Raw genomic sequence first — 13,795 nt, 5'->3', positions numbered from 1 at the left:
CAGAATATTAAATGTTTGATTACATTTTATTGGAGTGGATAATATGTCTTTTCAAATTCGTGAAGCAACGATAGATGATATAGACGCACTTTGTTCTTTAACGAAAGAATTAAAAGGTTCCTCTATTTCCTATGAAGATATGAACAATCGATTACAATTCGTACAAATGAGTCCGTTTGATTTTTTATATGTTTACGAAGAAGAAGAAGAAGCTATATTTGGATTACTTGGATTTCGTATACGTGAAAATTTAGAAGATGTAACACGTTATGGAGAGATTTCAATTATTAGCGTCGATTCTAACATACGACGGAAAGGCATTGGACAAGTGTTGATGGATTATGCAGAGCAATTAGCAAAGAAACATAATTGCATTGGCACATGGCTAGTTAGTGGAACAAAAAGAGTAGAAGCTCATCCTTTTTACAAAAAATTAGGGTATGAAGTAAATGGCTACCGATTTGTAAAACATTTTTAAACTACTTATAATTGAAGGGACTATAACTATGACAAACATTAAAGCAATTTTCATTGATCGTGACGGTACAATTGGTGGTGACACTACAATACATTATCCAGGATCTTTTACATTATTTCCATTCACAAAAACATCCTTGCAAAAACTAAAAGCTAAAAATATAAAAATTTTCTCTTTCACAAATCAACCTGGTATCGCAGATGGAATAGCAACTGTAGCCGATTTTGTACAAGAATTAGAAGGCTTCGGTTTTGATGATATTTATGTATGTCCTCATAAACACGGTGATGGTTGTGAATGCCGTAAACCAAGTACAGGCATGCTGCTTAAAGCAGCAAAAAAACATGGGCTTGATTTAACACAATGTGCTGTAGTTGGTGATCGCTGGACTGATATTGTTGCAGGAGCAAAAGTAAATGCGACAACAATTCTAGTCCGAACAGGCGCTGGGTATGATGCTTTGCATACGTACCGAGACAAATGGGCACATATTGAACCAAACTACATTGCAGATAACTTTGAAGATGCAACAAACTGGGTTTTAAATCAACTATAATACAAATGAAGATTTTGATGCACTCAAAATAATTTAAAACATAGTTAAAATAGCCTTTTTGGCAAATAATTGTCTTCCACAAAACGGATTACCTCAAAAGGTAGCAAGTTCCCTTTTGATACGCAAACATTGCAATTCAAATTTTATTTTTTATTAGTAACAGCAATTAACGTAAAGAAGGAATAGCTTAGTGGCTATCCCTTCTTTATTGACTTCTATTATTTACATTTGTTATCTTTTTTTATTGAGTATTCTCATCGTTTTTATACTCCAAAATATCCCCTGGCTGACACTCCAAAGCTTTACATATCGCTTCTAATGTTGAAAAACGAACCGCTTTTGCTTTCCCATTTTTCAAAATAGAAAGATTCGCCATCGTAATTCCAACCTTCTCCGAAAGCTCCGTTACACTCATTTTTCGTTTTGCTAACATGACGTCAATATTAATAATGATTGTCATATCCGCCACCTCAGACCGTCAAATCATTTTCTGATTTTATGTTAATTGCCTCTTGTAGAAGTCGTTGGAGGATAGCAGCAAAAACAGCAATAACGAGCGAAGCAAAAACGATAATGAGTCCCACTAACCCAATAGGAGGGTCCATTTTTTTCGCTATAAAATGAAAAAGTGGTAAACCTAATACATACAAACCACTGATTGTAACTGCACAGCGCTTTATATTCTTTAACGCCTTTACAGATAATTCCGAGAACGCTGTGTTCTCATCAATGTACTGTAAAAGATTGAAAGCCTGATAAAGAGCAACGTAAAAAGGCACAGCTGCTCCATACATCACAATGAAAACAAGATATTTTATCAGAGTAATATTAGGATACAAATTCGCTGCGAAATTCGCCATTTCCGGCACTAAAAATATGCATAAAGCAAGCACTGAAATTCCAGCAAGAAAAATAATTACTTTTAAGAACGTTGTTGAACTTCGTTTAAGATTCATTTACAAGACCTCACTTATTTAATGACAACATAATTTTATCACATCATTTATTGTTTAACAATAAATAAATATCGTTTTTATTGTCTTGTTTTTTAATTTAGGCAAAAATAAAAAAGAATTTCTCATTACAAAGAAATTCTTTTTCTTGAAAATGCCTCTTTCAACTTAATTTTTTAAAACGTTAATTCGTAATGGAAATAACGATTATCTCTCAAATAACCATTTTCAGCGTATAATCGTTGTGCTGATAAATTATCAATCTCCGTTTGCAATTTTACACCTTTTGCTCCATTTTCTAAGGCGTATTCTTTAGCAGCTTCTAATAATTTTTTACCTGTTCCGGCTCCACGCTTCGCCGCTTGTACAAATAAATCATTTAAAATCCATAATTCTTTCATTGAAATGGAAGAAAATGATGGATATAGTTGTGTGAACCCAATATATTCGCCGTCTTCAACTGCTACGAAAATAACGGACTCTTTTTTCTCAATTCGATTTCGTAAAAATACTTTTGCACCTTCTAAATCAGAATCCTGCCTATAAAACATGCGATAGTTATTAAAAACTGATGCTAGTCCATCTAAATCTGCAATTGTTGCCTCATATATTCTCATTTTACTCCATTCCCCTTCCAATACTGTCTCATTATATCCGTTGCCCATTTAGGCTGGTGTATTTCTTCTTTCGGTATAAACTCTTTCATTATTGGTTTTATATCCAATATAGGAGTACCATTAATAGCATCTAATCCCTCAACAATAATTGATTTACCTTCTCTTTTGATCACCTTTACAATTGTTACACCTATGCGATTCGGGCGATTTTTTCCGCGCTGTGCAAAAATACCTACTTCAGGATAATCTTTATTATTTCTAGGATGTCTAGCAAAATACTGAATTTGCTCGTCAGTTACTTTATGAAAATAAAAAACAACTTCAATATGGGAAAAATCTTCAATCCCTTGTATACTTTCTTCTGCATACATTTCAGTTAAAGTTATACGGGATCTTACTTCTCCCCACTCATCATCTTTTATTTCCTTTCTTTCATTATGTACAAATGCGATTGGTTGAACTGAAAACATACGCATTCCCCCTTAAATGTAACCACTTACATTATAAAATATTTTCTGAATGTTTTCCAGATATATGAATTAAGTTTACATAATATAATTATAATCTATTTATCTAGAGCTACCTTGACTGCTTCAATTGCATGTATATGAGTCGTATCAAATATCGGGACAGATACGTTTTCTTGCTTTATTAATAACCCTATTTCTGTACAACCTAATATGATTCCCTGTGCTCCTTTTTGCACTAACTCTTCGATGACTCTTTTATAATATTCTCTAGATTGAGATACTATTTTTCCTAAACATAATTCTGTATATATTACTTTATTTATTTCTTTTCTATTTTTTTCTGATGGTACTATTACTTTTATATCATGCTCTTCAATACGTGACTTATAGAAATCTTGCTCCATTGTATATTTAGTTCCAAGCAGACCAACCTTTTGAATGTCTTTTCTTTTAATTTCTTTTGCAGTTGCATCGGCAATATGTAAGACTGGAATATCAATTTTCTCCTTTATTTTTCCAACTAACTTATGCATTGTATTTGTACAAATGATTATAAAGTCTGCTCCTCCCTTCTGTAATGAATACGCCGCATTCGCTAAAACTTCACCTGCTCCATTCCAATCTCCTCTAGACTGGAATCTTTCAATCTCTTCAAAGTCCACACTATTAATCAAACATTTTGCTGAATGTAGCCCTCCTAATCTCTCTTTTATTTCTTCATTAATAATTCGATAATATTCAGAAGTTGATTCCCAACTCATACCACCTATAAGACCTATCGTTTTCATACAAACACCTACCTAAACTATTTTTATAAAACTAATAACAATGTTTTATTATGTATATTATACATAATAAAACAAGACTTTAAGTTTGGAATATAAAGTCTTGTTTTAACGGAAAATACGGAAATAATAAAGAATAATTCTACTTTCATTTCCAAGGAAATTTTTATAGAATATTCTGAAATTAATAATCTGATGTTTTTATAAATTCTTTATACTTATAATTAAAACACTCTCGATACAGCTCTTTGATTTCATCATATGATGGAACACGTGGGTTATTAGCTGGGCTACCACTTTCAATTGCATCTGATGCCATTTTAGAAATAGCATTTTCAAATTCAATTTCATCGATTCCGTATTCTTTTAAATTTGGAATACGAAGATCAAAGCAAAGTTTTTTTATTTCACCAAGCGTGTAGTCTGCTACTTCCTCATCAGAATTCGAATACAAATCCTTATTTAAACTACGTCCAATTTTTGCTAACCTTTTCATTGCACTTGTTTTTGTAAACTCTAACACTGTAGGTAATAGTATGGCATTTGATATTCCATGCGGTACATGAAATAATGCTCCCACTGGCCTTGACATTCCATGAACTAATGTAACTGATGCATTAGAAAATGCAATTCCAGCTTGTAAGGAAGCAATCATCATCGCTTCTCTTGCCTCCATATTACGTCCATCTTCATATGCTATACGTAAATATTTCATAATACTTTCAATAGCTGAAAGAGCTAGTACATCTGTAAGTGGTTGTGAAACTTTAGAAATATACGCTTCAATTGCATGACATAACGCATCTATCCCTGTTGCTGCCGTAATTTGTGGTGGTAATGAACTTGTCAAAACTGGATCTATAATTGCTACTTTCGGTATAAAACTAGAATGCTTCATCATCATTTTTACATCTGTTTTTTTATTCGTAATTACTGCTACACTTGTAACTTCCGATCCAGTACCAGAAGTTGTTGGAATTGCAATAAGTGGTAGTGGGTTGTTTTCTATTTCAATATCCTTTTGGACATAATCCTCAACTTCTCCACCATTTGTATATAAAACCGCTACTGCTTTCGCAGCATCAATACAACTTCCACCACCAATACCGATAATAAAATCACACTTTTCCTCTTTACAAAGAGATAACGCTTCTAATACGTGTATATTTGTAGGCTCAGCATCTACTTTATTATATGTACTAACAGTAATACTTTTCTTATTTAGTTGTTGTATACACTTTTCAACATATCCTAATTTCTCCATAATTGTATCAGTAACTATAAAAGCTCTTTTCCCTAACTTTTTTGATTGTTCCCCCAGTTTTTCAAGCGAATTCCTTCCATATAATACCGACTTTGGCATACGAAACTCAGAAACTTCTTGCAAGTACTCCACCCCTTCTTATGCTAATTAATATTTTATGATATAAATTATCGATTTGATGAATCTTTACGATTCGAATGTTTAATAGAGTCCTGTTAAAGTATAGAACGCGATAACTAAAAATACAGCAACCGTTTTCAAAATTGTAATAGCAAATATATCTTTATAGGACTGTTTATGTGTTAATCCTGTTACTGTAAGAATAGTAATAATAGCCCCGTTATGCGGTAGTGTATCCATTCCTCCTGATGCCATTGATACGATACGGTGCATAACTTCTAATGGAATATCAAATTGATTGGCCGCTGCAATAAATTTATCTCCCATTGCACTTAATACTATTCCCATACCTCCTGATGCAGAGCCTGTAATTCCAGCTAAAATATTCGTCGTTACTGCACCATTCACTAACGGATTTGTGAAAGTAGCAGAGATACCATCTCTCATAATTGCGAAGCCTGGAAGTGCTGCAATGACACCACCGAATCCAAACTCAGCTCCTGTATTCATCGTTGCAAGTAGTGCTCCACCAATACTTGTATTCAATCCAGCTTGGAAACCTGTTACTACTCGCTTCCAATATAATAATAACGTTGTTAAGATCCCTATAATAAGTGCCAATTCTACAGACCAGATTCCTACTACTGCACTTAATTCTACTTTTCCAAATGCTTTCATACCAATTGCAGAAAAATCAAAACCGCTTGGATACCACTTCGGTATCATAATAGTAAACACTTTATTCATTACACCTACTAAAATAAGTGGTATAAATGCAATAAGTTGTTGTGCTCTTGTGATTTCAATGTTATTAATTAATGGCATATTTTTTTGTTCTAATTGCAAAGATGCTGCCATTTCAGTATTTCCATCATTAAAACCAAAATATCCTTCACCTGCTGCTTTTGCCTTCTTACGTCTACTCTCTAAATATAGTAAACCTAATGTAAGAACAAAAATTGCTCCTACAATCCCAAGTATCGGTGCAGCATAAATATCCGTTTTAAAAAATGTTGTAGGTATTACATTTTGAATTTGTGGTGATCCAGGTAGCGCATCCATTGTAAACGTTACTGCTCCAAGAACAATCGTTCCAGGGATTAAACGTTTTGGAATATTAGCTTGTCGAAACAACTTAGCTGCGAACGGATAAACAGCAAACACTACTACATACACACTAACACCACTATACGTTAAAATAGCCCCCATTAATACAATCGCTAATATAGTACGTTTTTCACCAACTAACTCAATAATCGTTTTTGCGATAGAATCTGCAATTCCTGACATTTCCACTACTTTTCCAAATATTGCTCCTAATAAAAACACAGGAAAATATAACTTTATAAATCCAACCATTTTCTCCATAAAGATATTAGAAAAGAAAGGTAATACATAACTAGGTTCTGTCAAAAATACTGCAAATAATGCAAATATCGGTGCGAATAGAATAACAGAAAAGCCTCTGTATGCTACGAACATAAGTAAACTTAGTGCTAATAATATAATAACTAACTCCAATTTTACCCCTCCATTAAACAGAATATTCTAAATTTTATCGATAAACTTCTACTAATCTTTTAATTCTGACATCCCTCCTCTTATTCATACAATTTTTTCATGCTAAAAATGTCTAATTATAAATATTCGATTACATATGAAAAATCCCTTTAAACAGAAACGAATTCCTCATCATACGTTATAAAGGGATTGCTAGCATCTATATTTACTAATTTATTAAACTTTTTTCTACACAAAAATGATACAGTTCTTCAACATCTTTCACTATGTAAGTCGCACTAACTTCAGTCAGTTCTTTCTCACAGCCATAGCCATATAAAACACCAATTGAAGCAATTCCATTCTGATTCGCACCTATTATATCGTGCTTTCTATCACCGATCATTATCATTTCTTCTTTATTTAGTTCTTCATTTGTTTGTAAAATATGAGCAATTATTTCATCTTTTTTTATTCTTGTACCATCTAAATTACTTCCAATGATATCTTCGAAATAATTCGTCAATTGAAAATACTCTATAACTTGTTTCGCAAATACAGTGGGCTTTGAAGTTGCTACAAATATGCGATTCCCTGAACTTTTTAATTGTTGCAAGAGCTTCAGAATCCCCTCATATACATTATTTTCAAACAATCCACGCTGCTTTAAATACTCACGGAAATAAAAAACAGCACGTTCAAGCTCTCCTTCACTCATATTATATCTCTCTATGAATGATTGCTGAATAGGAGGACCTATAAATGAATCTAACTCACTTACATGTACTTCTTCAATTCCTACTTTTTTTAATGCATATAAAACCGAGTTTACAATCCCTTCTTTCGGATCCGTTAAAGTTCCATCTAAATCAAATAGAAATGTTTTATACATGTTTCATTCCTCCACTTAATTTGCTGTATAAATAACTGCTAACATCTCTTCCACTTCTCCCTATTATACTATCATTATCTATTTTTTCGAAAAATCATTTTCCATATGTCACATACTTTCAGTTACAAAATACGATAGATATGATACAGTAAAAAAGTTACAATTATTTTAATAGAAACTGGTGAAACAAATGTCAATTACGTTAATTTTTATAATGGCTTTCACAATTGTGATCCACGCAGTTGAAACAAGCTCTTATAGTATTCGATTAGCCGGGGTTCGTTTAAAGAAGATTGCTGTCGCATTATCCGTCGTAGGAATCGTATTACTCATTTCAAGAACATCAAACTTACTACAAGCCTTTTTACTTGGCGGGATTGTTGACGAAGCAAAACTAGATCCTTCTATTGATTTAGAGCATATTATACGTCTTGTACTATTATCTGCTTCTATCGGTACATTGCTTGCGATTATACTGTATCCAACTTTGACAAAACTATTTGGATATGTCATTCAAAACTTTGAAACAGACGGTTCTTTCATTCGAATGATGAAAACGAATAACATTCAAAAATTAAAGTACACAAAAAAATATGTCCGCTTTCCAAAGTTAGAAATGATTCATAGATTGCGTATCGGCGGTATTCCAAAGCGTATAATGCTTATTAACATGTTCGCTACTGCAATTTATACAGCGGGGGTTCTTTCCGCACTATATGCTTCTTTTTTAATTCCAGCTTTCGCAACAAAAGCCACTACAGCTTCTGGTCTTATTAATGGTTTTGCTACTATTTTATTAACAGTGCTACTAGATCCACGTATTGCTCTTTTAACAGAGCGAGCTCTTCAATCAGAAGAAGGTGCTGAAGCAATGAGTAAAATGTATGCTTGGCTAATGATTTCTAGACTTTTTGGTACATTACTTGCTCAACTGTTATTCATACCAGGTGCTTACTGGATTACATGGATTATAAAGCTTATGAATTAAATTTACTCTCTAAAAAAAAGCAGGTGAGATAACAAATGACTATACAAACAGAACAAGATATCATTCGCTTAATAGAAAACGACGAATGGATGATGAATGTATTACAAATGGCAAAATCACTAGAGTTACCTGATTGGTGGGTTTGTGCCGGCTTTGTTCGTTCTAAAATTTGGGATACTTTACATGACTATGAAGCTAAAACGGCTATGCCTGATGTTGATGTAATTTATTATGATAGTCTACATCAAGATGAGATATACGAACAATCATTAGAAACGAAATTAATGAATATTGATGCTACTATCCCTTGGTCTGTAAAAAATCAAGCTCGTATGCATGTAGTGAATAATATGCCACCATATTCTTCTTCTGTTGATGCTATTTCTAAATTTCCTGAAACAGCAACAGCTTTAGGAGTTACACTTGATGAACTAAACAACGTCATATTAACAGCCCCATGTGGTATTGAAGATGTCCTTTCCTTACAAGTGAGACCAACAGCTCATTTTCTTGAATCGAAAGAACGATTACATATGTACAAAAACAGAGTTATAAAAAAGAATTGGCAAAGTAAGTGGCCTAACATCACAATCACATATCCAGAAATATAGAAAGGGTGCTCCTCATTTATAGAAGCACCCTTTTCTTCATTTCAAAAAATATATGACTGTTTCTGCAAACCTATCTGCTTCCTCATAATGAGGTGAATGACCGCTCTCTTCAAATACGATATACTTGCCGTTTCGGGCATCTTTATTAAATGTTTTAATTTGTTCTTCACACGTTACTACATCACGTTTTCCTACAATTAATAACATTTGATTCTGTACTTCTTTTATTTTATATAATAATGACGTATGACATGAGCCCTCTAATTTTAATCTATCAAAATGAATTTGAGAGCGATTTGAAAATACTTCCCACTCTTCATCACTGTATAAACTCTCATCTGTCCTATCTTCCTTATTATTGTAAATCTCCATTCTTTTTTCTTCTAATTCATTGCTTAGTCTTATATAAGCTTCTAACAACTCTTTTGAACTAGCATTGCTAGATGAATAAGCAAAGCACTCTTTTGCTACTTCTTCTTTTCCATGCTTTTTTAATAAATGCCCTGTCTTTTGCAACAAAGCTCTACTTGTTAATGCAAAGTCGAAAGTTGGCCCTTCAAATATTATTTTCTCTATTGAACTTGGATATATCGACGCATATAACAATGCTAAATAGCCACCGAAAGAATGTCCAATTACAGACCACTTTTCAATTTGTAATGCTTTTCTTAGTTCCTCAGCGTCTTCAACTAAATCAATTAGTCCAAAAGGTTCTTCTTCTGAAATTACTTCTGAACGACAAACACCTCTTTGATCTATCATAATTACATATAGAGAATCTTTTAAACGTTCCGCTTGATGAAATGAAAAATCATAGCAACTCTCTCCTGGACCACCATGCAAGTATAAGACTGGCTTATTTTTAGGATTTCCATGCGTTTCAACGTATAGCTTTTTCCCTCTAATATTCATGTATTTCCCTGCTTCTATCAAATTTGCCTTTATGATCATCACCCTCTCTTTTTACTGAATATTATAACATTTAATGTTAAATAATCCCTATTACATTTAAGAAGACGATAATTATTGCAAGTGGTGCTACAAATCGAAGTAAAAATGCCCAACAAGTAAATACTTTCTTTCCATAATTTCCACCTACAAAAAACTCTGCTTCTAGTACCTTCTTCTCCATTTTGAATGAAACGAAAATACTAATAAATAGTGCTCCAAGTGGCATTAATATATTACTAGATAAGAAGTCTACTGCATCAAAAATATTCTTTCCGAAAATCGTAATATCACTCCATACTCCAAATGATAACGCTGATGGTATACCTACTAAGAAAATGCCGAAACCGATCAGCCATGATAATTTCGTTCTCTTTTCTTGTTCACCATTTGCTAATGCTGAAACAACAGTTTCTAGTAGAGAAAATGCTGATGTTAATGTCGCAAATGTAAATAGTGCAAGAAATACTGTTAAGAAAAATCCACCGAATGGAATTTGACTAAATACAGATGGTAATACGATAAATAGTAATCCAGGTCCTTCTGTTGGCTCCATTCCTAATGAAAATACGGCTGGAAAAATAGCAAGACCTGCAAATAATGAAACAAATAAATTTAATCCAACAATTGTTATTGCTGATTTTGGTAAACTTTCTTTTTTATTTAAATAGGAACTATACGTAACCATAATTGAAATCCCGATACTAATTGCAAAGAATGATTGCCCCATTGCGAACAAAATACTTTCCGAAGTAATCTTTGAGAAATCTGGTTGTAAGAAAAACTTCACACCTTTCATTGCATCATCAAGTGTTAACGAACGAATAATAAGAGCGACAAATAAAACGAACAATGCTGGCAACATATATTTACTTGCTTTTTCAATTCCGTTTTGTACACCCTTTGATACAACCCATATCGTAATGAACATAAAAGCGAAATGTCCCATAATAGCCCAAGTGGGATTCCCAATTGTTTCAGTAAATAACGCACCGTAATTTTGTCCTGGAATAATCAGTTGTCCTGTTATTCCTCTGAATAAATAAATTAATACCCATCCACCTACAACACTATAAAACGAAAGTAATATAAAACACGTTCCAACGCCAAGGCGTCCGATCCAGTGCCATCCTGTATTTGGTGCGATGCTTTTAAATGCTCCAACTGCTTGTTTCTGCGTACTGCGTCCAATCATAAATTCAGCTATAAGTAGCGGTAGTCCAATTAAAACAGTAAATAATATAAAGATTAAAAAGAACGCTCCTCCCCCGCTCTTCCCAGCGATATAAGGAAACTTCCATATCGCACCAAGTCCAATTGCTGATCCGGCTGCTGCCATTATAAAACCTAATTTCGAAGTCCATTGCTCCGTCTGTTTCATCTCATTTTCCTCCTAATTAAATCTTTTTATATAAATAAATAAATTTTATAGACCTATCCAAATAAACCCTCCATTTCTTCTTCCATATAATAAAAAAATGGCCTAGCATCTCTATATAAAGAGACGCTAAGCCATTTACTTAACGCGGTACCACCCTTATTGATTCCATTATGAATCCACCTTAGTAGTAATCGTTTGATTACAAACCTAATATCGAAGGTTAACCGTTAAGATTTACTAAGAATGTGATTCCGTTCCACCTTACTGCTCCTAGGCGAGTTCAGGATGTCATTTGACTATGTCACACCAACCCATAGCTCTCTGTACAAATACATGACCTTACTACTCCTATTCAACACATTGTAATATTTAGAATATATTTTCTTTTGAAATTAATATGAAGTATATCTGTTATATTTGTAACTGTCAAGGGATATATTATTTTTTTGTCGAAAAAGATTTCTCAAGACGGTAATATTGGTCTAATAGCTCTAACATGCCATTCACCAAAAAGTCATTTGGATCATGTGTAAATACTATAGATTGTTCAATCGCCTTCACATCTACTTCATATTTCTTTAGTTCTCGTTGTATTAATACTTTCGCCATATCGGACAATAGCGCTTGTAGTCCATCACGTACTTGTCCTTCCGTTAAAACGTACTTTACGATGACTTCAAAAAATAATACACCCCTTTAGTTTTCCCTCTACTATCGTCGTACACTGTACATAGCCATTACAATCTATAAAACAACAATAAAAATTTAACACTTAATGCACTAATAAAATTATAATGCTCTTTTAAATTTCTACGCTAAAACGCAAAAAAGCACTTGTTGCCTTTAATTAACAATCAAGTGCTTTAAGTTCATATGTTTTTAAGTAGCGTAAATTTGTAAGTTTTGTAGTAACAGTATGACGCCTTTTGTACATCATGACAAATACTATATTAAAACTTACGAGTTTGTACGAGCTTGTTAGTTTAATATACATTCCATGTGTTTATATTTATCGCCCGGTAAAATGTCATCTCGCCTAAGCTCGTACTTTATTTTCTATTCTATCATTGCACATAACACTCTATGATGGTACAACCATCATGGAGTATCTATTTTCAAACACCATATATTTTTCTATCCACTTCAAAAATACATTCTTTTTCATCAATTTTTCTTATGTGCTTTTGTATTTATCGTTTTAGAACCATGAGCTTTATCACTCGCTTATGTTGCTTTACTAACACAAACTCTTAACATATATTTTTAAAATAATAATTATTAAGACCAATTAAACTTCGTCAGACAAAGCATCATCGTAATCCTGTAATTCTTCCATAATTTCTTTTAACCGGTCAATATTATTTATAAATTCGCCGTAAGAAATTTCTTGGTAATCGAAAATCCCTTCACCGTATTCATCACTATCAAATATTTTCACTTCCGCATCTAACTTCAACAAGTTATCAACTAATCCCTTTAAATTTTCCATATCATCAATATCATTTGCATCTGTTTCGGCAAAAAAATCTTTGTTTTCAATTTTATTTTTTATCTCTGTAATTCCTAAACCAGTGTACTTTCTTAATGGTACTACACATTTACTAAATGGACCATTAGAGCTTATTGTAATTGCCATTTTACTCATCTATTATTCTCCTTTCCATTAAAATTCTTCTAAATAATTTGGATTAACAGGTCTACCAGGTGCATTTTTACTATAGCTTCCGCCATGCCAACCCCTTAAATGTTCCCTGCTAGTTACAGGATAAATTAATTCTCCTCTATTACATATATGTGGGTAATTCATAGCATTGTAAGTATGATGTCCAATTATTGATTGCCCATTATATTGAGTTTTTTTCCTCTTAAAATCTCTTGTATCTGTTCATTAGTCCAATCCCTTGTTGTAGGTTCTCCATCTAAAATCCTTTTCTTTTCTTGCTTCCAAAATTCATTAACCCCTGCAGCTCTTCTTTTTGAAAATCTTTTATCCCATTGATATCTTTTATATTCTTCTTTTGTTACTGTACGATTTTCAATCTTTTCTTTTATTTTTTTCTGCTGACCCCTACTTAAAGATTTGTATGGTGTAAGTTTTGGTGTTAAATCAAGTTCTGCTTTCAGTACCCTTTGGGCAATAATCTCTTCTCCTACTGCTACTTCTTTATTACCCAGAGCTTCACCCGTACCCTTAACACCCTTCTCTCCAACACTTTTCATATACTGATAAGC

Annotated in this window: 16 protein-coding genes, 2 pseudogenes and 1 other annotated feature; of the genes and pseudogenes, 4 read left to right on the top strand and 14 right to left on the bottom strand. The window is 33.0% G+C overall.

Annotation, left to right across the window (positions count from 1 at the left end):
* The first annotated feature begins 43 nt into the window (after nucleotides 1–43).
* Both IBT51_RS20805 and IBT51_RS20800 read left to right on the top strand, forming a co-directional pair.
* Complete coding sequence (locus IBT51_RS20805) at nucleotides 44–478, top strand: GNAT family N-acetyltransferase (protein WP_016081796.1); 435 nt, start codon at nucleotides 44–46, stop codon at nucleotides 476–478.
* 28 nt (nucleotides 479–506) lie between these two features.
* Nucleotides 507–1,034, top strand: coding sequence for an HAD-IIIA family hydrolase (locus IBT51_RS20800; protein ID WP_000181782.1), 528 nt, complete (start codon nucleotides 507–509; stop codon nucleotides 1,032–1,034).
* Between the two features lie 241 nt (nucleotides 1,035–1,275).
* Here IBT51_RS20800 and IBT51_RS20795 read toward each other — a convergent pair whose 3' ends face one another.
* From IBT51_RS20795 to IBT51_RS20760, 8 genes are all read right to left on the bottom strand, one after another.
* The gene (locus tag IBT51_RS20795; protein WP_000152534.1) at nucleotides 1,276–1,494 is read right to left on the bottom strand and encodes a helix-turn-helix domain-containing protein; all 219 of its coding nucleotides are present in this window, start codon (nucleotides 1,492–1,494) and stop codon (nucleotides 1,276–1,278) included.
* Between the two features lie 10 nt (nucleotides 1,495–1,504).
* A complete protein-coding gene (locus IBT51_RS20790; RefSeq protein ID WP_053564614.1) occupies nucleotides 1,505–1,990 on the bottom strand; it encodes a DUF2975 domain-containing protein in 486 nt (161 codons plus the stop codon).
* 173 nt (nucleotides 1,991–2,163) lie between these two features.
* Nucleotides 2,164–2,604: a GNAT family N-acetyltransferase gene (locus IBT51_RS20785; protein ID WP_001223866.1), complete on the bottom strand. Its 441-nt coding sequence runs from the start codon at nucleotides 2,602–2,604 to the stop codon at nucleotides 2,164–2,166.
* Nucleotides 2,601–3,074: an SAM-dependent methyltransferase gene (locus IBT51_RS20780; RefSeq protein WP_000493251.1), complete on the bottom strand. Its 474-nt coding sequence runs from the start codon at nucleotides 3,072–3,074 to the stop codon at nucleotides 2,601–2,603. Before IBT51_RS20780 ends, IBT51_RS20785 begins: the two co-directional genes overlap by 4 nt.
* A 95-nt stretch (nucleotides 3,075–3,169) precedes the next feature.
* Nucleotides 3,170–3,862, bottom strand: a complete 693-nt coding sequence (locus IBT51_RS20775) for an aspartate/glutamate racemase family protein (RefSeq protein ID WP_197241466.1) — start codon at nucleotides 3,860–3,862, stop codon at nucleotides 3,170–3,172.
* Nucleotides 3,863–4,043: 181 nt separating this feature from the next.
* Nucleotides 4,044–5,246 (bottom strand): iron-containing alcohol dehydrogenase, encoded by a 1,203-nt coding sequence (locus IBT51_RS20770; RefSeq protein ID WP_200458591.1) that lies wholly within the window; start codon nucleotides 5,244–5,246, stop codon nucleotides 4,044–4,046.
* Nucleotides 5,247–5,324: 78 nt separating this feature from the next.
* The gene (locus IBT51_RS20765) at nucleotides 5,325–6,764 is read right to left on the bottom strand and encodes a GntP family permease (protein WP_000424326.1); all 1,440 of its coding nucleotides are present in this window, start codon (nucleotides 6,762–6,764) and stop codon (nucleotides 5,325–5,327) included.
* Nucleotides 6,765–6,972: 208 nt separating this feature from the next.
* Entirely contained in the window at nucleotides 6,973–7,635 is a 663-nt protein-coding gene (locus IBT51_RS20760) for an HAD family hydrolase (protein WP_200458592.1), read from the bottom strand.
* Nucleotides 7,636–7,825: 190 nt separating this feature from the next.
* Here IBT51_RS20760 and IBT51_RS20755 point away from each other — a divergent pair, with 190 nt between their 5' ends.
* Nucleotides 7,826–8,623 carry a lipid II flippase Amj family protein gene (locus tag IBT51_RS20755; RefSeq protein WP_000028911.1) on the top strand — a complete coding sequence of 266 codons (798 nt, stop codon included), beginning with the start codon at nucleotides 7,826–7,828 and terminating at the stop codon, nucleotides 8,621–8,623.
* Between the two features lie 35 nt (nucleotides 8,624–8,658).
* Nucleotides 8,659–9,234, top strand: a complete 576-nt coding sequence (locus IBT51_RS20750) for a nucleotidyltransferase family protein (RefSeq protein WP_087980963.1) — start codon at nucleotides 8,659–8,661, stop codon at nucleotides 9,232–9,234.
* 36 nt (nucleotides 9,235–9,270) lie between these two features.
* On the opposite strand, the gene IBT51_RS20745 is transcribed toward IBT51_RS20750, so the two are convergent.
* The 6 genes and pseudogenes from IBT51_RS20745 to IBT51_RS20725 form a co-directional block, all read right to left on the bottom strand.
* Complete coding sequence (locus IBT51_RS20745; protein ID WP_200458593.1) at nucleotides 9,271–10,146, bottom strand: alpha/beta fold hydrolase; 876 nt, start codon at nucleotides 10,144–10,146, stop codon at nucleotides 9,271–9,273.
* A gap of 76 nt (nucleotides 10,147–10,222) precedes the next feature.
* Nucleotides 10,223–11,563, bottom strand: a complete 1,341-nt coding sequence (locus IBT51_RS20740; protein WP_088023259.1) for a sodium-dependent transporter — start codon at nucleotides 11,561–11,563, stop codon at nucleotides 10,223–10,225.
* A gap of 116 nt (nucleotides 11,564–11,679) precedes the next feature.
* Nucleotides 11,680–11,928 (bottom strand) — a binding site (T-box leader).
* Nucleotides 11,929–12,025: 97 nt separating this feature from the next.
* Nucleotides 12,026–12,202, bottom strand: a pseudogene (locus IBT51_RS20735) (recombinase family protein); the annotation flags it as partial.
* 649 nt (nucleotides 12,203–12,851) lie between these two features.
* Nucleotides 12,852–13,208, bottom strand: coding sequence for a hypothetical protein (locus IBT51_RS20730; RefSeq protein WP_088023256.1), 357 nt, complete (start codon nucleotides 13,206–13,208; stop codon nucleotides 12,852–12,854).
* A gap of 18 nt (nucleotides 13,209–13,226) precedes the next feature.
* Complete coding sequence (locus tag IBT51_RS27125) at nucleotides 13,227–13,370, bottom strand: hypothetical protein (protein WP_012680183.1); 144 nt, start codon at nucleotides 13,368–13,370, stop codon at nucleotides 13,227–13,229.
* Nucleotides 13,371–13,393: 23 nt separating this feature from the next.
* Nucleotides 13,394–13,795: pseudogene (locus IBT51_RS20725) on the bottom strand (hypothetical protein); the annotation flags it as partial.

This window comes from Bacillus sp. S71 (genome assembly GCF_016625265.1).
In the GTDB taxonomy this organism is placed as follows: Bacteria; Bacillota; Bacilli; order Bacillales; family Bacillaceae_G; genus Bacillus_A; species Bacillus_A cereus.
This window is presented reverse-complemented; position numbering and strand designations above follow the sequence as displayed.